The organism is Pseudomonas sp. WS 5412 (genome assembly GCF_012985615.1).
Taxonomy (GTDB): Bacteria; Pseudomonadota; Gammaproteobacteria; order Pseudomonadales; family Pseudomonadaceae; genus Aquipseudomonas; species Aquipseudomonas shahriarae.
Map to the genome: position 1 here is coordinate 154,633 of NZ_JAARMB010000010.1, position 17,366 is coordinate 171,998.

Consider the following 17,366-nt stretch of genomic DNA (forward strand, 5'->3'; position numbering starts at 1 on the left):
ATGAAACCCGAGCACATGAAACTGCTTCGGGACCGATTCTGGCGACTGAACAACCTTTACTTCATCACTGACAAGCAGGGGAAGAAGGTTCGCTTCCGCATGACGCAGGAGCAGATCGATTACTTCCAGGGGATGCATACCCGGAACATCATCCTGAAAGCTCGCCAGCTTGGGTTCACGACTCTGGTGTGCATCGTCCAGTTGGATGCGGCGCTGTTCGAGGCTGCGAAGTGCGCCTTGATCGCTCACACACTGAACGACGCGAAGCGGCTTTTCCGTGAGAAGGTCAAGTACGCCTACGACAACCTGCCGAAAGAGCTCCGTGCTGCCAACCCAGCACGAAATGACGCCGCTGGCGAGCTGGTGTTCAGTAAGGGCGGCTCGCTTTACGTTTCCACCTCGTTCCGTGGCGGCACGCTGCGCTACCTGCACGTATCCGAGTTCGGGAAGATTTGCGCCAAGTTCCCGCACAAGGCACGGGAGATCGTCACTGGTGCTTTCGAGGCTGTCGCTGCTGAGTGTTTTGTCACCATCGAGTCGACGGCTGAGGGCCGGGCCGGGTATTTCTTCGATTACAGCCAGTCAGCAGAGCGACAACAGCTTTCTGGTGTGCCGCTGGGCCTGCTCGACTGGAAGTTCTTTTTCTTCAGTTGGTGGAACAACAAGGCCTACAGCCTGGATTCCACCGACGTGGTGCTGCCGCAGCGTCTGACCGACTATTTCAACAACCTGCACGCCAAGCACGGGATCGTCACCAATGACGGCCAGCGCGCCTGGTATGCAGCCAAGGAGAAGACGCTCGGCGACGACATGAAGCGGGAATACCCGTCGATCCCTGCCGAAGCCTTCCAGCAGTCGGTCGAGGGCGCCTATTACGCCCAGCAACTGACCAAGCTCTACGCGCAACAGCGCATCGGTGTGATCCCGAACAACAGTCACCTCCCGGTGATGACCTTTTGGGACATCGGCGTCGGCGACTCCACTGCCATCTGGTTCGTGCGCCAGGTCGGTGAAGAGTTTCACGTCATCGATTACTACGAGAACAGCGGCGAGGGCCTACGGCACTACATGAAGGTTCTCAAGGACAAGGGTTACACCTACTCCGAGCACTGGGGGCCGCACGACATCGACAACCGGGAGTTTGGCAGTGATGCCAAGACGCGCCGGGAACTGGCCCGAGAGGGCTACGACATCGACGGCCAAAAATACTGCATGACGTTCCAGGTCGTTCCAAAGCTCGGCGTCAATGACGGTATCGAGCAGGTTCGGGAGATCTTGCCCAAGTGCGCTTTCGACGACTCGAAGTGCGAACAGGGCGTGTCCTGCCTTGAGAACTACCGCAAAGAATGGGACGACAAGCGCGGCTGCTGGAAAGACAAACCTCTTCACGACTGGACCTCTCACGGCTCCGACGGATTCCGGTACTTCGCCGTTGCGAAGAGTGCCAGGAAGCCGGTCAAATCAATCAAAATGGGATTCGCACGCTAATGGCAGACGTCACATACACTCGCCCCGAGTACGACGCGGCACAGTCCCGTTGGCGGCTGGTGCGCGACGTGTGCAAGGGCTCCGAAACGGTAAAGGGGCGCGGCGATGTGTATTTGCCCAAGCCCAATCACCACGACACCAGTCCTGAGAACGTCGAGCGGTACAAGTCGTACAAGCAGCGCGCAGTGTTCTACAACGCTACAGGCCGCACGAAGCACAGCCTGGTAGGCGCCGTGTTCCGTACCTGGCCTACGCTCACTGTTCCTGGCGCGCTCGATTACGTGGCCAAGGATGTCGACGGGCAGGGTGTGAGTGTCTACCAGCAGTCGCAGTCGGTCATCGGGCATCTGCTCGAAGTCGGTCGTCACGGCCTGTTGGTGGATTACGCCGCGGTGCAGGCCGGTACGGTGAGTAAGGCGGATGAACAGGCCGGGCGCGCCCGTGCGAACGTTGCGAGCTACCCGGCCGAGTCAATCCGGAACTGGAAGACACGCAAGGTTGGCGGTCAGCACCTGCTGAGTCTGGTCGTGTTGCGCGAAGAGGCAGACATCGACACTGATGACGGCTTTGGAAGCGAAAAGGTCGTGCAGTACCGCGTGTTGCGCCTGGATGTGGCCGGCGTATATACCCAGGAGCTGTGGCAGGAAAGCTCAAGCGAGACGGCGATGGTCATCCCACCATTCACCCCGCTCAATGGCGCTGGGCAGCCATGGCGCGTGATTCCCTTTCAGTTTCTCGGCAGCGAGAACAATGACACCAGCATCGACGACTCTCCGCTGTACGACATGGCCGTGCTGAACATTGGTCACTACTGCAACAGCGCTGACTACGAGGATTCGGTGTGGTTTTCAGGCCAGCCGCAGTTCTGGATTTCGGGGCTGGATGAGGCGTGGCGCGACCATCTTGAAACCAATGGGATTTATGTCGGCTCCAGGGCGCCGCTGACGCTTCCGGCCAACGGGTCATGCGGGTTTGCCCAGCCTGAGCCGAACACGCTTGTAAAAGAGGCCATGGACGCCAAGAAGCTCGACATGGTTTCGCTCGGCGCCCGGCTGATCGAGCGTGGTAGCGCGGTAAAGACCGCCACCCAGGCCGATAACGACAGCGCCGCCGAACACAGTGTTCTCTCCCTGGTGGTGAGCAACGTCAGCGAGGCATACAGCCAGTGCCTGGCCTGGATGGCTGAGTTCGTGAACGCCCCGGGCGAAGCGATCTACAAGCTCAACCAGGACTTCAGCCAAATCACCTTGGACGCAACGATCCTGAGCGCGCTGTTCAATGCGGTGCAGGGCGGCAAGCTGCCAGCGGGTGACTTCTGGCAGTACCTGCGCGACCGCGGGGTGATTGACCCGGAGAAGACTGACGAGCAGATCCGCGACGAACTTGAAACGGAGAACCCCGGACCTGACCTGGATGACGACGAGGCAAACCTAAATGGCGGCAAACCAAGCAATCCTTGATGCCACCATCCGGCATGCTGTCTTCCTGGAGCAACTGAAGTCGGGGGAAGTCGCTAAGTTTGGGCCTTTCCTCAAGGAGATTGACCGCTCGATCCGTGAGCGGCTGACCCGTGCCGACCTGACGGACTACACCGTCGCGCGGCTGGAGCGGCTGCTGAGCGAGGTTGATAGCCTGTTGCTGGGCATCTTCGACCGGTACAGCGAGAAGCTGAACCTCGACCTGGTGGACATCGCCAACTACGAGGCCGAGTTTGAAGCGACAAGCCTGACCCGAGCGGCACCGGTGGGCGTCACCTTTGACGCGGCTGTGCCTGGTGCTGCTGCGATTCGTGCGGCGATCCTCACAAACCCGCTCAGCGTGCGCGGTGCCGACGGCGGCAAGTTGCTCAAGTCATTCATTGATGGCTTCACCGCCACGGAGCGGCAACGCCTCACAGGCGCGATCAGGCAGGGCTTCTTCGAGGGCCAGACGAACTTCCAGATCATCAAGAACATCCGTGGCACCAAGGCGCTTCAGTACAACGACGGCATCCTGGCCACGACCAACCGCAACGCCGGCGCCATCGTGCGGACGGCAGTGCAGCACGTAGCCACCCAAGCGCGCATGGAGACGCTGAAGGAAAACAGCGACGTCGTGCAGTCGGTGGAGTGGGTCAGCACCCTGGATTCGAAGACTACCAGCCAGTGCCGCACGCTCGATAAGCGCCGGTTCAAGCTGACTGAGGGGCCCAGACCGCCGATCCACATCAACTGCCGCTCGACGGTGGTGGCGGTGACGCGCTTCAGCGCCTTGTTCGCCAAAGACGCTACGCGTGCATCCATCAGCGATGGCGGTGCCCAGCAGGTAAGGGCAGACCTCAGCTACTACGACTGGCTCAAGCAGCAGCCGGCAGCGTTTCAGGACAAGGCCATCGGACCGGTCCGCGCCAAGCTTTTCCGCGAAGGCGGGCTGAGCGTGGAGCGCTTTGCTGAGCTGCAGATTGATCGAAACTTTGCGCCATTGACACTTGTGCAGATGAAGGCGCTCGAACCGCTGGCATTTGAGCGTGCTGGGTTGTTATAACGCTTCGCCTAAATGGTGAGGTGGCATATGGCAAAGGGATGGGCAGCACTGATTGCAGTGATCGGCATGAGCATTGGTTGTTTGGCAGGCTTTCTCACTGCCATTCAAATGAACCCCGGAACAGCGGACCGATATGTATTAAGTCTTGGTTCTGTTGGGGAGTGGGTTTCTGGCGTGGGTGCTTTGGCGGCAGTAGTTGCTGCATTTGTTCTGGCTGACATGCAACGCCGGGAAAATATGGAACGCTTAGTTCTCAAGTGCGATTTGAAGCGATTTAGGAATGATGGTGCGTGCTCTGTCGCTAAGAGTCTCGTAGTCGATATTGTTTCTATTGGCAATAGACCTGCTCGACTTACCGGAGCGAAAATTCTGGATCGTCAAGGTAGGATTTGCTGGACGGGTTACCATGCCGGTGAGACGGGCAAGGGATTCCCGATCGAGCTAAATTATGGGGAGCAGATCGACATTTGGATCGGGGGAGTCGACGTCAAAGATGTCATCGACCACTTTGAAGATGATTTTTCTAACGCCAAAATGATTGTGACTACTACCCTGGCGTCATGGGACATCAATATTTCTGGGAAACTAAAACAGCTGCAATTTGATCGAGCTAACCCACCAGAATCATTGTTTGACTAACGCTCTTAATTTCTAAAGCCCTGGCATCCGCCGGGGTTTTTTTATACCCACAATTTACGCGGCCTCGTCATTGACGGGGCTTTTTTATATCTGCGGGCTGGGCCTGCAAATCGTCTCAGGGAGACAAGCAAATGGGTTTGAAATATCAGCTGGACACTCTTGACGGTCTCGATGACTCCGTTAAATCGCTCTACACCGAGAAGGAAGGCAAGTTTGTCCTCGGTATCGAAGGTCTACCGCAACCCGAAGACGTATCCGGCCTGAAGGCCAAGGTTGATGAACTGCTCGGCGAGAAGAAAGCCGCCGAGAAAGCTCGCAAGGATGCGGAAGAGCAGGCCCGGCTGGAGCGTGAAGAAGCCGCTCGCAAGTCCGGCAACGTCGAAGAACTCGAAAAGTCCTGGTCCGAGAAGTACAACCGCCGCGAAGCTGAGTTGAACGGCATGCTGGAGCAGGAGCGTGGGACGCTGAGCACTCAGATCCGGGATCTGACTGTCGGCCGTACCGCTACTGACATCGCGTCTGCTCTGGCAATCCCAGGCAGCGCCAAAGCCCTGTTGCCGCACATCGAACGCCGTCTGAGCGTCGAGCAGCGCGACGGGAAGCCTGTTGTGGTCGTCCTCGACCAGCAGGGCAAGCTCTCGGCGGCAACGCTGGATGAGCTGAAAGCAGAATTCGCAAACGACACGGCCTTCGCGCCGTTGATCGCGGGTAGCAAGGCGTCTGGCGGCGGGGCTGCTGGTGCTGGAGGTGGCGGCGGGGCCGCAAAAGGAAAAATCGGCGGCACCAAAGAGGAACGACAGGCCGCTATCGCGAGCCGGTTCCCGGATCTCCCTCAATCGTAAGGAAATAGCTCATGTCCCTGTCGCAAATGCAGGTCTTCAACCAGTACATCATGCCGGCGACTCTCGAGACGCTGGACCAGTACCTGGCCGCTTTCAACGCCGCAAGCCGTGGCGCAATCGTGCTGTCTCCGGATGGCTTCACTGGTGACTTCCTCCAGGAATCGTTCTTCCAGACCCTGGCCGCTGCCCAGCGCCGCGTGGATCGCTACAGCGCGAACGCTGCTGTCGCTGCAACCGACCTGACCGAACTGAAGAACACCTCGGTGAAAGTCGCCGGTGGCTTCGGCCCGATCCGCTATGAGCCTTCGCAAATGACCTGGCTGGAGCGCCCAACCGCGCAAGGCATCGAGGTTGCGAGCCGCGCGTTCGCTGAAATCCTGCTGAAGGACCAACTGAACACCGCGATCGCCGCACTGGTTGCTGCAATCACCGCCCAGGCCGCCGCGGTCAACGATGTGTCGGCTACCGCCGGCATCACCTACGCAGGCCTGAACAACGCACACGCGAAGTTCGGCGATGCCAGCCAGAACCTGGTAACTCAGGTGATGCAGGGCACCAGCTACCATAAGCTGGTAGGTCAGAACCTGGCGAACCAGCAGCAGCTGTTCCAGGCGGGCAACGTCCGTGTGGTGGACATCCTCGGCAAGATCTCCGTTGTGACGGATGCCCCGGCGCTGATGCAGGCGGGCACCCCGAACAAGGAAATCATCCTGTCCCTGGTGCAAGGCGCTGCGCTGGTCCACGACGGCCGCGACATCATCAGCAACGTCCAGACCACCAACGGCAAGGAGCGCATCGAAACCACGCTCCAGACCGACTACACCTTCGGTCTGGGCCTGAAGGGTTACACCTGGGACACCACCACCGGCGGCAAGTCTCCGACCGACGCCGAACTGGCGACCGGCACCAACTGGGACAAGACCGCGACCAGCATCAAGCACACCGCTGGTGTTGCCCTGATCGGTGACGCTTCCAAGTAACCCTGAAAGCTGAGTCGGGCCTGGTGCCCGACTTGGCGAGGACGAGATCATGAGCAACAAAAACATCTGGTATTTGCCGGGCCCATTCCACCAGTACCAGGAAGACGTGAAGGCACTGGCCAAGGCGAATGGTTTGCGCATCATCGACGCAAGCGCTACCGAGAGCCGCGAGGATGAGGCTGAAAATACTCCAACGGTAACGATGAGAGACCTGGTCCCGTCTATCTCTGTGCTTGTGGTCGGTGAGGATCAATCCCAGGTAGAAGAACTGCTTGGCCGGCTCCAGGCCGAGAGCAATTCTCTGCGTGTGCTGATTGCTGCTGCCGAAGGTTTGGTTCCACTTGAGCACCCAGAAGCCGGTGAACTGCCAATTCGTTTGTTCGATGCGCTTTTGTCCATTCACAACTCTGTTGTCGAAGTGACTACTGAACGTGATGGCCTGCGCACCACGGTTGACGCGCTGCGCGACGAGGTCGAAGCGCTGAAGAAGGCTGCGATCCCGCCGACCGCTGACGAGGCCGGTGAAATCGCGGCGTTGAAAGCGAAGCTGGACGAAGCCAAGGTTCCGTACCGGGCCAACGCCTCGAAAGATTCCTTGGAAAAGCTCGTAGCTGATCTGCCCAAGACCTGATACTGCTGGCTGCCGGTGACCCGGCGGCCAATCTTCAAACCATTCCAGCGAGTTGACGCATGACACTCATCATCGAGGACGGCACCGGCAAGCCTGACGCCGAAAGCTACGCGAGCGCCGAGGATCTGGCCATGTATGCCGTGAAGTTCGGCACGGTCATTCCTGACGGTGTTCCAGCGCAGGAAGCGTTGCTGCGCCGGGCCGCTTTGGCTATGGATGGAATGACCTGGAAGGGCCGCAAGACCAGCAGCGAGCAGGGGCTGGCCTGGCCGCGCCAGGAGGTGCGGTTGGATTATGAGATCAAGCCGAACAACTACCTTCCGGCGAGGATCCAGTACGGGCAGATGGCCCTGGCTGCTGAGATCTATCAGGACGATATCGACCCGGTGGAAAAACGCAAAGGCGCGGTGCTGCTGGATCGTGTCGAAGGTGCGGTAACCCGGCAGTATGCGGCTATCCCGTCCACCAGCAACCGGCTGCTGCCGGCAGCGCCGGATCGGCCGAGCGCCACTCAGTTTGCTGATTACCTCCAGAAAAGGGGGCTGTTTGCTGTGCGGGCATAATCGGGCGTAGGCTTGCGACTCCATCAAAAAGGAAGTCGATATGGCAGAGCATCAGATAGTTAGAAAACACCCGAATCAGGATGAAAAAGACGCTTGGGATGCTTATGCCAGCGCTGCTCTTTCCTCGCTTGTTGCTATAGGAAGCGAGCCAAATAAACTGGCGGCTTCAAAGGCCGCACAGTTCGCTACCTTGCTACTCAACGAGCGGAGAGAGTTGTTCCCTGAGAAAAAGGCGACGGCTCGAAGCGTGCCTCTCAAGCTTTAACTCAAACTGCCCAGCCACCGCGCTGGGCTTTTAACATCTGGAGCCACCATGGCCTTCTACGACGAAATGGCCGTGATGGCTCTGGAGATGATCACAGAGTTCGGCCAGCCCGTGACCATCAGCAAGACAGAGCAGGGAGAGTACGACCCAGAACAGGGCGGCGAAGTGCCAGGAGCAACCGTCGAGCAAATCGCCCAGGGCATCCTCCTTGACTTCACCGGCCTCGAATTTCAAAACAACAGCCTCATCCGGCAGGGCGACAAGAAGCTCAAGATCGCCGCGCAGGGCTTGGCCTGGGTACCGGGCCTGCTCGACAAGGTGGTCGCTCAAGGCCGCACCTGGTCAATCGTCCCGCCACTGAAAGAGATCAACCCCGCCGGCACGCCGATCCTGTATGAGCTGCAGGTGCGCTCTTGAGCCGGTCAGGCACCGGCCAATCCGGCAGCTTCGCCCTGAGCCTCGCCGAGTTCGCCGCCCAGACCAGCGAAGCAATCGACGCCAGTGTGCGAGAGATCATCATCGAGGTCGGCAGCAGCCTGATCCGCATGTCACCCGTGGGCAACCCGGAGATCTGGGCTGAGAACGCAGTCGCGACCCAGTACAACAAGGCTGTCGACGATCACAACAGCGCATTGCGCAGTGATCCGGCCAACCTCACCAAGGGCGGCAGGCTGAAGAGGGGCCGCAAGCTCAACGACGGTATGGACATCAAGGCGCCCGATGGCTACGTCGGCGGCCGGTTCCGGGCCAACTGGCACATCTCGCTCGGCGTGGTCGAAAACGTCACATTTGACGAGGTAGACCCCAGCGGCGCCGAAACCACTGCCGCGCTCGTCGCTGCAATGAGCGACTTCACCGCCGGCCAGATGGCCTACATCATCAACAACTTGCCCTATGCGATCCCGCTGGAGTTCGGCCATTCGACCCAGGCCCCTGGCGGCATGGTCCGGGTAACCGTGGCTCGCTTTCAGCAGATCGTGGTGGAGGCCATAAGGAACAACCAGGTATGAGTCACGCAATCATCGCTTCGATCTACGAGGCCAAGCTCATCGCTTGGAGCGCTGCCAGGTCGGAGAAGCTGAAGATCGTCTTCGAGAACACGGCCTACACGCCGGCGGCGGGCGAGACCTACCTGCGAGCCTTCACAATCCCGGGCGACACCGCGAGCAACACGCTTGGCGGTGATCACCGGCTGTTCACCGGTGTGTTCCAAGTAAGCATCATCGCGCCGGCGGGCACCGGCAAGACCAAGACGAACCCGATAGCAGCTGAACTGACAGATCTGTTCCCGCTGTACGCCAGGGACACCAAGGGCCCGGTCACCGTGGTGACGATGTCGCCGGTCGACCAGGGCCCCGGTATTACCGGCGATTCCACCTATACCGTCCCGGTCTCGTTCTTGTACCGAGCCGACACGAACTGATCCCGCCCATTGGGCAAACCCACGAGCCCGCCATTGAGCGGGTTTTTTCATATCTGCAAAGAGGAAATACCCATGGGCTACAAAATCCCGAATGGCGGCACCTTCCAGCACGCTGCAACCTATGCAGCTGCTCTGGCGTTTGCCACCATCACCAACGCCGCTGAGGCCGTGGCCACCGTTGTCGGCGGCACCCTGGCTGCGGGCGACATCGTCCTGCTCACTTCCGGCTGGAGCAAGCTGGATAGCAAGGTCGTGCGCGTGAAGGCGGCGACTGCTACTGCAATCACCCTGGAAAGTATCGACACTACCGACACCCAGGCCTTCCCTGTCGGTGGTGGTGCCGGGACCATGCGCAAGGTGCTGACCTGGGTTCAGATCCCGCAAATCTCCGATGTGGCCTTCTCCGGTGGCGAGCAGAACTACCTCGACGTGGTTTTCCTCGAAGACGACCAGGGCAAGCAGATTCCCACCGATAAGTCGGCTGCCAGCATGGTACTGACCCTTGCCGACGATCCGATTCAAGACTTCAACAAGGTGTTGATGAAGGCCGATGCGGGCAAGCAGGTCGAGGCCGCACGTTTGAACCTGCCGGGCAATGACACGCTGCTGTACGGCGCCTACACGTCGTTCTCCAAACAGCCGGCGGTGTCTCGTAACAACCTGCTGACGCGCACCGTCAACCTTGCGCTACAGGCCGAGCCGACTCGCTACCTGACTGCGGTGGTGTAACCCATGGCCAAGATCCGTATCGCGCAGAACGCCACTTTCGCTGCTCCAGTGCTGATTCCAATCGTCGGCAGCGCGCCTGAGAAGGTTGAGTTCACCTTCAAGTACCGGGATCGCGCCGAGCTTGCTGCTCTGTTCGATGAATGGAACGAGAAGCGGAAGAAAGCGCAGGCCGCATTGGGCGATAAACCGTCATGGTCAGAAATTGTGGCCGTGGATACCGAGCAGCAAACCCAGCAGATCAAGGATCTGGTAGTAGGCTGGGGCTTCGACGACGAATACAACGACGACAACATCGTTGCATTCGTGAAGTCCTGCCAGGGCGCCGCCGAGGCGGTCGTTAAAGCCCATGAAGGCGCATATAACCAGGCCCGCCTGGGAAACTAACCGACGCCGCCCGCGCCATGTACTCGCCGAGCGTGCCCGACGCGATTATCGGGATGTTCGGCCTTGCCCCGGGAGATCTGGTTGAGGAGGTGGAGGTCTGGCCCTGTAACTGGCCTGCCTTCCTCCTTTTCAACCGCATGTCCACCCAGTGGCGAGCAGGCGCCGGCGGCGCGATCGGTCTCGACTACAACTGCATCCGCGACGTGGCCGGCTTCCTCGGCATCAAGAAAAAGAAACTCGCTGAAATCTTCCCTGACCTTCAGGTGCTGGAAGGTGAAGCCCTGCGCGTTATGGCGGAGGAAAGGGAAAACAGCCCGTAACCACGGGCACTTATTCAAGGTGAGTCGATGAACATTGCAGAACTCGGCGTCAAGATCGACTCGGCCGATGCGATCCAGGCAAAAACGAGCCTGGATGAAATGGCGAAGGCCGGCGGCCGGGCCGAGCAGTCCGCCGTTTCGCTGATGAACGAAATGCAGGCCCTGGAGAAGTCGCTGTCCACCAGCGCTAAGACTACCCAGGACCTGGCAAAGCAGCGTGAGGCTCTTGCCAAGCTGACCAAGACCGGCGCCTATGGCGAGGCCGAGGCGGCGAAGATCTCCGCGCAGCTCGACAAGCAGCAGGTGGCCCTGGCCAAGTCTGCCCTGGACGAACAGAAGGCCCTGAACAGCCTGCTGGGCGCAATCGACCCGGCCCGCGCCGCACTGGCGAAGCTTGACACTCAGGTCGAGCAGCTTGGTAAGCATCTGGACGCCGGCCGCATCAGCCAGGATCAGTACAACACTGCCCTGAGCAAGATCGACAAGGACTACGCCAAGCTCGAAAAGACGGCCACCGGTTTCGACAAGCTGCGCCTCGGCACCCGCCAGGCGCAGGAAAACGTTGTGCAGTTGGGTAATGCGCTGTCCTCTGGCGACTGGGGTAGTGGCGTTCGCGCCGTCGCTCAGTTGGGCGCCGGAGCTGGCGCTGGTGCTGCTGGTCTGCTCGCCATCCTGGCGCCGCTGGCGTTGGCCACTGCTGCTGTGGGCGGCCTGGCCGTTGCGTACGACAAGGGCAGCGAAGAACAGGACCGCTACAACAAATCCCTGATCCTTACTGGCAACTACGCCGGCGTGAGTGCGGGCCAGTTGGGCGACATGGCGCGGCAGGTCAGCGCTACCGTGGGCACCACTGGCCAGGCTGCTGCCGTTCTGGCGATGCTGGCGGACAACGGAAAGATCACTGGTGATAGCTTCACCGGGATTACCCAGGCTGCCGTGTCGATGCAGGAAGCCACCGGTAAGGCGGTCAGCGAGACGGTCGCGGAGTTCGTGAAGCTGGCCGACGACCCGGTCAAGGCGTCTGCCGCGCTGAATGATCAATACCACTACCTGACAGCCTCGGTTTACTCGCAGATCGCGGCACTGGAAGAGCAAGGCGATCACGCCGGCGCGGTGAAGCTGGCCACAGAGCAGTACGCCGATGCCATCAATGAGCGTACACCGAAGATCCTGGAGAACCTCAGTTTTTGGGAGAGGGCTTACAACGCGGTTGCTCAGGCAGCCGATGGCCTCAAAAATGCCGGCCGCCGAGATATCAACGCGGACATCGAAAATGCCCGCGCTGGATTGGCTGAAGCCCAGGGCATGGATGGCCTATTCCAAAACCAAAAGTCCAAGGATGCCTTGATCGAGTTCCGGCAAAACCGCCTGAACATGCTGGAAGATGAGAAAGCCGCCCAGGAAGATATCGCCAAGTGGGAGGGCGAGCAGGCCAAGGCACAGGGTGCGGCCGTTACTGCCATGACCAAAGTTGACGCGCTGACCAAGTCGTCGTTGACCAATGAGCAAAAGCGGACCAAAGAGCTTGAGGACTACAAGCAGCAACTGGCTGATATCCGCAAGGTTTCGCCAAACGATCCGCGCCTACAGCAGGACGCTGTCGATAAGAACATAGCGAACATCAACGCCAAGTTCAAAGACCCCAAAGCGCCCGGCAGTCAGGTCGATCTGACCAGCTTCAACAGCGCCAAGAACGACCTGGCTGCCATCACCAACACCTACAAAAACTACCAGAAGGAACTGGACGCGGCGCAGAAGGCCGGCCTGCTTTCAGAGGCTGATTACCTGCTGCGGCGCCAGGCGCTGATCGGCAATCAGCTCGACCAGACCACGGCAGCGTACGAGGCCGAAATTGCGGCGCTGGAAGCCGCCAAGGGCAAGAAAACCACATCGGCAGCGCAAAGCATTCAACTCGACCAGAAGATAGCCGACGCGCGCGCAGGGATGGTCAAGGCGCAGAAGGATGCCGATAGCCAGCTAGAGGTGTTGGCTACCAATGAGACCGGGCGACTTGCCAAGCAGGAGCGGGCGATCAGCTCGTACGTGCAGGCGCTGGGGCAGCAACAGAGGGCCTTGGAGCTTGCAGGTCAGCGCGCAGTGCTCGGCGTGGGGCAGGGTGATCGCCAGAACGCGCTGAGCGGCGAGTTGAACAGCCAGCAGGACCGGTTTGCTCAGCAGTCGCTGGAGCTTGCCAGCCAGAAGTCCGACCCATCGCGCAACATGTCGGAGGAAGAGTTTAAACGGAAGTCGCAGGCACTCGCAGACGCGAACAAGGCCGCCACCGACCAGATCCGGCAGAACTATGCGGATGTGGAGAATGCCCAGGTCGATTGGACCAAGGGCGCGACTGCGGCGTGGGACAACTACCTGGATTCGGCGCGCAACATTGCCGGACAGACAAAAAGCCTGTTCGGTAATGCCTTCAGCTCCATGGAGGACTCGATCGTCAACTTCGCCATGACTGGGAAGCTTTCCTTTGCGGACTTCACCAAGTCGATACTGGCGGACATGGCGCGTATCGCTACCCGCCAGGCCAGTTCGGCTTTGCTGGGTAGCCTGGTTGGCGCAGCAGCGAGCTACTTCGGTGGTAGCGCTGCTGGTGGAGGCAATGGCATGGCCGCCGGGTCTGCGGGTGCCACGTCGTCAAACCTCGGGGCATCATCTGCCGGATACTCCAGCACCTACTTCCCGCAAGCCAAGGGCGGCGCGTGGTCGAGCGGTGTGCAGATGTTCGCCGACGGCGGTGCGTTCACCAACTCCATTGTCAGTACGCCAACGGCCTTCGGTATGGCCAATGGCAAGACCGGCGTCATGGGAGAGGCAGGAGAAGAGGCAATTATGCCGCTGACCAGAACCTCCAGCGGGAAGCTGGGTGTTATGGCCATGGGTGGTGGCGGGGCGGGTGCAACTCAGATCAACGTCGAGGTGCACATCGATGGTGACGGCAACGCGTCGTCCTCTTCTGACGATCCTGGCTACGACCTATTCGGCAAAGAGCTGGCAACGTTCGTCGAGCAGAAGTACCAGGAGCTGCGGACGAAGGACATGCGCCAAGGCGGCGTCATCAACAAAGCAATCAAGGGGCGCTGATGGCCATCGAACGATTCATCTGGGAGACGGAGAAGGGCGCGGAAGGGGATGTCGCCCAGCGCGTCCGCGCCAAGCAGTTCGGGGATGGGTACGAGCAGTCGGTCGAGGACGGCCTCAACAACCAGTCCCAGTCTTGGCCGCTCACCTTCACCGGCGCCAAGCCCCGGGTTCTGTTAATCAAGGCGTTCCTTGATCGGCACAAGGGGGCAAAGGCGTTTCTCTGGACGCCTCCCCTTGGGGATCTGGGCCTCTACAAGTGCAACGGCTACAAGCCTGTGCACCGCGGAGGCCAGGTCTACGCCATCACCGCGACTTTCCAGCAAACCTTTCACCCCTGAGATAACCGCCCATGACACTGATCACGGACATCCAGAAACTGGAGCCCGGCGGCGAAATTCGCCTTTTTGAAATTGACGGGACCGAGTACGGCGCGGATTACCTGCGCTTTCACGGGCACGCTATTCCGCATACACCCGAAGAACTGCTGGCCTACGAGCATTCCGATGAGGAGCTCCCGGCCAAGTCGATTTGGTGGCAGGGCGAGGAGTACGCGGCCTGGCCGGTTCAGATTGAGGGTATTTCCTCGAGCAGCGACGGCACCGCCGCTCGACCGACTTTCGCCGCCGGCAACGTCAATGGGCGCGTCACGGCGCTATGCCTCACTTTCGAGGACCTGCTCAAGTTCAAGCTGACGGTTCGCGAGACGCTGGTGCAGTACCTAGATGCGGCGAACTTCCCGGAGGGGAACCCAACGGCTGATCCGACGCAGGAAGCGCTGGAGATCTGGTACATCGACCAGAAAACCAGTGAAGACGGTGAGGCGGTGGTCTGGGAGCTGTCCTCCCCGGGCGAGATCGACAACCACGGTCTGCCAGGGCGGCAAATGACGACGCTCTGCCACTGGGCCATGACCAATGGCTATCGCGGGCCAGACTGTGGCTACACCGGTGCGGCGATGTTCGACGATGAGGACAACCCCACTGATGACTCCGCGCTTGACCAGTGCAAGGGCTGTTTGTCGTCCTGCAAGCTGCGCTTCGGCGAGAACAACGAACTGTCCTTCGGTGGATTTCCCGCCGTTTCCCTGATTGCCCGGAGCTGACAATGCGCAAGCACATCATTGCGGCTATCCAGGCGCACGCGGCGGCTCAGTATCCGAAAGAATGTTGCGGCCTACTGCTCGCCATCGGGCGCAAGCAGAAGTATTTTCTGTGCCGGAACACCGCCACGGAGCCGAACGAAGAGTTTCGGCTCGATCCCGAGGACTACGCCGCGGCGGAAGACCTTGGTGAGGTGATCGGCATTGTCCACTCGCACCCGGACGCCACCAGCCGGCCCTCACCTCATGACCTGGCCATGTGCGAGGCCACGGCCTTGCCCTGGCACATTTTGTCGTGGCCCGAGGGGGATTTGCGAACGATCACCCCGAGCGGCAGCACGCCGCTGCTCAATCGTCCGTTCGTACACGGCGCCTGGGACTGCTGGCAGGTCTGCGCTGATTGGTACCAGCGTGAGTGGGGGCTGGAGTTCGAAGCCTTCCAGCGCACCGATGGCTGGTGGGAGAGCGCGGAGAACTCCAGCCTGTATGAACAGCACTACGAGGCCGCCGGCTTTGTGCGCGTCGACCGTCCGCAGCGTGGCGACATGATCGTCATGTCAATTGGGCGGACGGTTCACCCGAACCATGCTGGGATCTATCTGGACACCGACCCGACGCTACTTGGCGAAGAGTCGAATGTATTCGGGCCCGGGCCATTCATGTTGCACCACATGTACGGTCGGCCATCTGAAATTTTGGTGTTCGGCGGCCCATGGCTCGACAGAACAAGCCTGATCCTTAGGCACAAAGATACATGCGTACCACTTACACCCGTCGAGCACGAAACGATATAGTGGAACCGATTTAGGTACCGAAGAGAATTTATGATTAAAATGCCTATCGGATGCCTACAGCTCATAAATATACTAGCCCCGAAGCCATGGAAGGAGATACTCAATGACCGCGAACTCAGGCGTACAAAAGTTTTGCCTGCCTGCTAAACTAGGTATAGCTGCTGATCTAACTCTCGGGATTTCTGACTCCTTGGGGTACATTGCAGATTGCTTGCTTGTACATAATGAAGTAGTGGTTCCACTTGACGCTATGTCTCTAAGTGAGCTGGAGGATACTTTTGGGACTGATCAATTAATTGCCTTGATCAGTGAGGGGCGACTGCGATTTTGCCCTGGCTTTTCAATGGAATATGCAAATAAAAACAAGCCGAACAGATTTGATCGAGATGAATTTCTTGAAGGTGTAAAGAGTAAAGAGGTTTTTCGAGAACATCTCGATCGAAAATTATTATTTAAGCAGATTGAAAAAACTTTTCTCGATCCATTAATTTCCGACTACTCGAACTGGCTGCCTGCCAAGAATCAAGTTGATGATTCCTTTGATCGATTTGCTGGGAATAATAAGTATAGCCATTTTTATCCTGTCGGTATGCCACGCTATTACCGCACAGGTGCTATTTTCGGCGTAGCAAGAATGAATGATTTACTTGCGGTGGGTGTTCCAGCAATGGAGATGGACTCCGAGCTTCCTACGCTTTTGGAACTCTGTTTTCCAACCCTTAATAATAATATCTTTGACGAAGAGTCGGCTTACTTGAAGTCGCAAAAAGTAATTAAAGATCTCCATAAAATCGAGGGTTTACCATCTTTTGAGAAACCCGGTCGTAAACCGGTCCATCGAACCGATGATGAAATTAAGCTTGTCGTAAAGGCTGTGTTGAGCGATGAGGCTGGCGACTTGAGGAGTTGGCTTGCGGCTAATCTTACTTCCGATCTGGATGTTCGCTCGGCCTATGATAATGCTGAAAAATTACTTCCCTCTAAAAGCGCTTGGACGAACTGGCTCAGGTTCGGATCCTCCACTGGATTTGGTACCGCCATCGGAACTATGATACCTGATCCGATTTTGGGTTTTGCGGCGGGGACGGCAGTTGGTGCTGTTGATCTACTTTTCGGCGAGAAAGCTACATCCCTTGCATTGGATTCTTACCATCCAAAAATTTGGCTCTCTCATGTGCAACGCCAAAATGTTATAAAGTGAAGCTCCTAGTGATTCTAGTTTGCATATGGTGGAGGGGAGAGAGTTTGTTTGTCTAAGGCAGGGTCTTGATATGCGGATTTTGATAGCAGTGGTGGCGGTGGCGATGCTGGCGGGGTGCGCGTCGAGTCACGTTGATGTTCCGCAGCCCCACGAAACTCAAGAGTGCATGAGCTACAGATCAATGATAACCGCGCCCATGGCGCCGGATGTGATGCAACGATTGAAGGCTGCGTGCGAGCATTCGAGGTATCAGTAGCTTTCGAGTTGCTTTGTGGTAGCCAACCTCCCAGCTAGCGCTGGGCTTTTTGCATCTGGCGCTAGCGACTGTTATCGCATCAATGGGTGCCTTCATACTGAGGCAAATTCAGGATAGGCGGTGACACCGAAGTCGGCCT

At 58.7% G+C, this 17,366-nt stretch carries 20 protein-coding genes; all 20 read left to right on the plus strand.

The features are described from left to right. The 20 genes from HBR94_RS15485 (at nucleotide 1) to HBR94_RS15580 (ending at nucleotide 16,971) form a co-directional block, all read left to right on the plus strand. Nucleotides 1–1,488 (plus strand): terminase, encoded by a 1,488-nt coding sequence (locus HBR94_RS15485; RefSeq protein WP_170045130.1) that lies wholly within the window; start codon nucleotides 1–3, stop codon nucleotides 1,486–1,488. Then, on the plus strand, nucleotides 1,488–2,948 hold the full coding sequence (locus HBR94_RS15490; RefSeq protein ID WP_170045131.1) for a DUF4055 domain-containing protein: 1,461 nt from the start codon (nucleotides 1,488–1,490) through the stop codon (nucleotides 2,946–2,948). The genes HBR94_RS15485 and HBR94_RS15490 overlap by 1 nt, the downstream gene beginning before the upstream one ends. Continuing rightward, nucleotides 2,923–4,011, plus strand: a complete 1,089-nt coding sequence (locus HBR94_RS15495; protein ID WP_170045132.1) for a minor capsid protein — start codon at nucleotides 2,923–2,925, stop codon at nucleotides 4,009–4,011. The genes HBR94_RS15490 and HBR94_RS15495 overlap by 26 nt, the downstream gene beginning before the upstream one ends. Nucleotides 4,012–4,038: 27 nt before the next feature. Beyond that, on the plus strand, nucleotides 4,039–4,650 hold the full coding sequence (locus HBR94_RS15500) for a hypothetical protein (protein ID WP_170045133.1): 612 nt from the start codon (nucleotides 4,039–4,041) through the stop codon (nucleotides 4,648–4,650). A 131-nt stretch (nucleotides 4,651–4,781) separates the two neighbouring features. After that, nucleotides 4,782–5,492 (plus strand): hypothetical protein, encoded by a 711-nt coding sequence (locus HBR94_RS15505; protein WP_170045134.1) that lies wholly within the window; start codon nucleotides 4,782–4,784, stop codon nucleotides 5,490–5,492. An 11-nt stretch (nucleotides 5,493–5,503) separates the two neighbouring features. Further along, the gene (locus HBR94_RS15510; protein WP_170045135.1) at nucleotides 5,504–6,472 is read left to right on the plus strand and encodes a major capsid protein; all 969 of its coding nucleotides are present in this window, start codon (nucleotides 5,504–5,506) and stop codon (nucleotides 6,470–6,472) included. Between the two features lie 49 nt (nucleotides 6,473–6,521). Beyond that, on the plus strand, nucleotides 6,522–7,103 hold the full coding sequence (locus tag HBR94_RS15515) for a hypothetical protein (RefSeq protein ID WP_170045136.1): 582 nt from the start codon (nucleotides 6,522–6,524) through the stop codon (nucleotides 7,101–7,103). Between the two features lie 59 nt (nucleotides 7,104–7,162). After that, entirely contained in the window at nucleotides 7,163–7,666 is a 504-nt protein-coding gene (locus HBR94_RS15520; RefSeq protein ID WP_170045137.1) for a DnaT-like ssDNA-binding protein, read from the plus strand. A 40-nt stretch (nucleotides 7,667–7,706) separates the two neighbouring features. Next, nucleotides 7,707–7,931: a hypothetical protein gene (locus tag HBR94_RS15525; protein WP_169998788.1), complete on the plus strand. Its 225-nt coding sequence runs from the start codon at nucleotides 7,707–7,709 to the stop codon at nucleotides 7,929–7,931. A gap of 48 nt (nucleotides 7,932–7,979) precedes the next feature. Continuing rightward, complete coding sequence (locus tag HBR94_RS15530; RefSeq protein ID WP_170045138.1) at nucleotides 7,980–8,348, plus strand: hypothetical protein; 369 nt, start codon at nucleotides 7,980–7,982, stop codon at nucleotides 8,346–8,348. Then, nucleotides 8,345–8,941: a hypothetical protein gene (locus HBR94_RS15535; protein WP_170045139.1), complete on the plus strand. Its 597-nt coding sequence runs from the start codon at nucleotides 8,345–8,347 to the stop codon at nucleotides 8,939–8,941. Before HBR94_RS15530 ends, HBR94_RS15535 begins: the two co-directional genes overlap by 4 nt. Beyond that, nucleotides 8,938–9,354 carry a phage tail terminator-like protein gene (locus HBR94_RS15540; RefSeq protein ID WP_120731892.1) on the plus strand — a complete coding sequence of 139 codons (417 nt, stop codon included), beginning with the start codon at nucleotides 8,938–8,940 and terminating at the stop codon, nucleotides 9,352–9,354. The genes HBR94_RS15535 and HBR94_RS15540 overlap by 4 nt, the downstream gene beginning before the upstream one ends. A gap of 72 nt (nucleotides 9,355–9,426) precedes the next feature. Continuing rightward, entirely contained in the window at nucleotides 9,427–10,083 is a 657-nt protein-coding gene (locus tag HBR94_RS15545; protein ID WP_057959946.1) for a phage tail protein, read from the plus strand. Between the two features lie 3 nt (nucleotides 10,084–10,086). Then, nucleotides 10,087–10,467, plus strand: coding sequence for a phage tail assembly chaperone (locus tag HBR94_RS15550; protein ID WP_032880702.1), 381 nt, complete (start codon nucleotides 10,087–10,089; stop codon nucleotides 10,465–10,467). Nucleotides 10,468–10,484: 17 nt separating this feature from the next. Continuing rightward, a complete protein-coding gene (locus tag HBR94_RS15555) occupies nucleotides 10,485–10,787 on the plus strand; it encodes a DUF1799 domain-containing protein (RefSeq protein WP_170045140.1) in 303 nt (100 codons plus the stop codon). A 27-nt stretch (nucleotides 10,788–10,814) separates the two neighbouring features. Then, a complete protein-coding gene (locus tag HBR94_RS15560) occupies nucleotides 10,815–13,877 on the plus strand; it encodes a phage tail tape measure protein (RefSeq protein WP_170045141.1) in 3,063 nt (1,020 codons plus the stop codon). Continuing rightward, entirely contained in the window at nucleotides 13,877–14,215 is a 339-nt protein-coding gene (locus HBR94_RS15565; RefSeq protein WP_170045142.1) for a phage tail protein, read from the plus strand. Before HBR94_RS15560 ends, HBR94_RS15565 begins: the two co-directional genes overlap by 1 nt. 11 nt (nucleotides 14,216–14,226) lie before the next feature. Then, nucleotides 14,227–14,979 carry a phage minor tail protein L gene (locus HBR94_RS15570; RefSeq protein ID WP_170045143.1) on the plus strand — a complete coding sequence of 251 codons (753 nt, stop codon included), beginning with the start codon at nucleotides 14,227–14,229 and terminating at the stop codon, nucleotides 14,977–14,979. Between the two features lie 2 nt (nucleotides 14,980–14,981). Continuing rightward, complete coding sequence (locus HBR94_RS15575) at nucleotides 14,982–15,770, plus strand: C40 family peptidase (RefSeq protein WP_170045144.1); 789 nt, start codon at nucleotides 14,982–14,984, stop codon at nucleotides 15,768–15,770. A gap of 103 nt (nucleotides 15,771–15,873) precedes the next feature. Next, the gene (locus HBR94_RS15580; protein ID WP_170045145.1) at nucleotides 15,874–16,971 is read left to right on the plus strand and encodes a hypothetical protein; all 1,098 of its coding nucleotides are present in this window, start codon (nucleotides 15,874–15,876) and stop codon (nucleotides 16,969–16,971) included. Nucleotides 16,972–17,366: the final 395 nt, after the last annotated feature.

Coding starts and splice junctions, on each gene's coding strand:
- HBR94_RS15485 (WP_170045130.1), top strand. CDS start 1: ATGAAACCCGAGCACATGAAACTGCTTCGGGACCGATTCTGGCGACTG.
- HBR94_RS15490 (WP_170045131.1), top strand. CDS start 1,488: ATGGCAGACGTCACATACACTCGCCCCGAGTACGACGCGGCACAGTCC.
- HBR94_RS15495 (WP_170045132.1), top strand. CDS start 2,923: ATGGCGGCAAACCAAGCAATCCTTGATGCCACCATCCGGCATGCTGTC.
- HBR94_RS15500 (WP_170045133.1), top strand. CDS start 4,039: ATGGCAAAGGGATGGGCAGCACTGATTGCAGTGATCGGCATGAGCATT.
- HBR94_RS15505 (WP_170045134.1), top strand. CDS start 4,782: ATGGGTTTGAAATATCAGCTGGACACTCTTGACGGTCTCGATGACTCC.
- HBR94_RS15510 (WP_170045135.1), top strand. CDS start 5,504: ATGTCCCTGTCGCAAATGCAGGTCTTCAACCAGTACATCATGCCGGCG.
- HBR94_RS15515 (WP_170045136.1), top strand. CDS start 6,522: ATGAGCAACAAAAACATCTGGTATTTGCCGGGCCCATTCCACCAGTAC.
- HBR94_RS15520 (WP_170045137.1), top strand. CDS start 7,163: ATGACACTCATCATCGAGGACGGCACCGGCAAGCCTGACGCCGAAAGC.
- HBR94_RS15525 (WP_169998788.1), top strand. CDS start 7,707: ATGGCAGAGCATCAGATAGTTAGAAAACACCCGAATCAGGATGAAAAA.
- HBR94_RS15530 (WP_170045138.1), top strand. CDS start 7,980: ATGGCCTTCTACGACGAAATGGCCGTGATGGCTCTGGAGATGATCACA.
- HBR94_RS15540 (WP_120731892.1), top strand. CDS start 8,938: ATGAGTCACGCAATCATCGCTTCGATCTACGAGGCCAAGCTCATCGCT.
- HBR94_RS15545 (WP_057959946.1), top strand. CDS start 9,427: ATGGGCTACAAAATCCCGAATGGCGGCACCTTCCAGCACGCTGCAACC.
- HBR94_RS15550 (WP_032880702.1), top strand. CDS start 10,087: ATGGCCAAGATCCGTATCGCGCAGAACGCCACTTTCGCTGCTCCAGTG.
- HBR94_RS15555 (WP_170045140.1), top strand. CDS start 10,485: ATGTACTCGCCGAGCGTGCCCGACGCGATTATCGGGATGTTCGGCCTT.
- HBR94_RS15560 (WP_170045141.1), top strand. CDS start 10,815: ATGAACATTGCAGAACTCGGCGTCAAGATCGACTCGGCCGATGCGATC.
- HBR94_RS15565 (WP_170045142.1), top strand. CDS start 13,877: ATGGCCATCGAACGATTCATCTGGGAGACGGAGAAGGGCGCGGAAGGG.
- HBR94_RS15570 (WP_170045143.1), top strand. CDS start 14,227: ATGACACTGATCACGGACATCCAGAAACTGGAGCCCGGCGGCGAAATT.
- HBR94_RS15575 (WP_170045144.1), top strand. CDS start 14,982: ATGCGCAAGCACATCATTGCGGCTATCCAGGCGCACGCGGCGGCTCAG.
- HBR94_RS15580 (WP_170045145.1), top strand. CDS start 15,874: ATGACCGCGAACTCAGGCGTACAAAAGTTTTGCCTGCCTGCTAAACTA.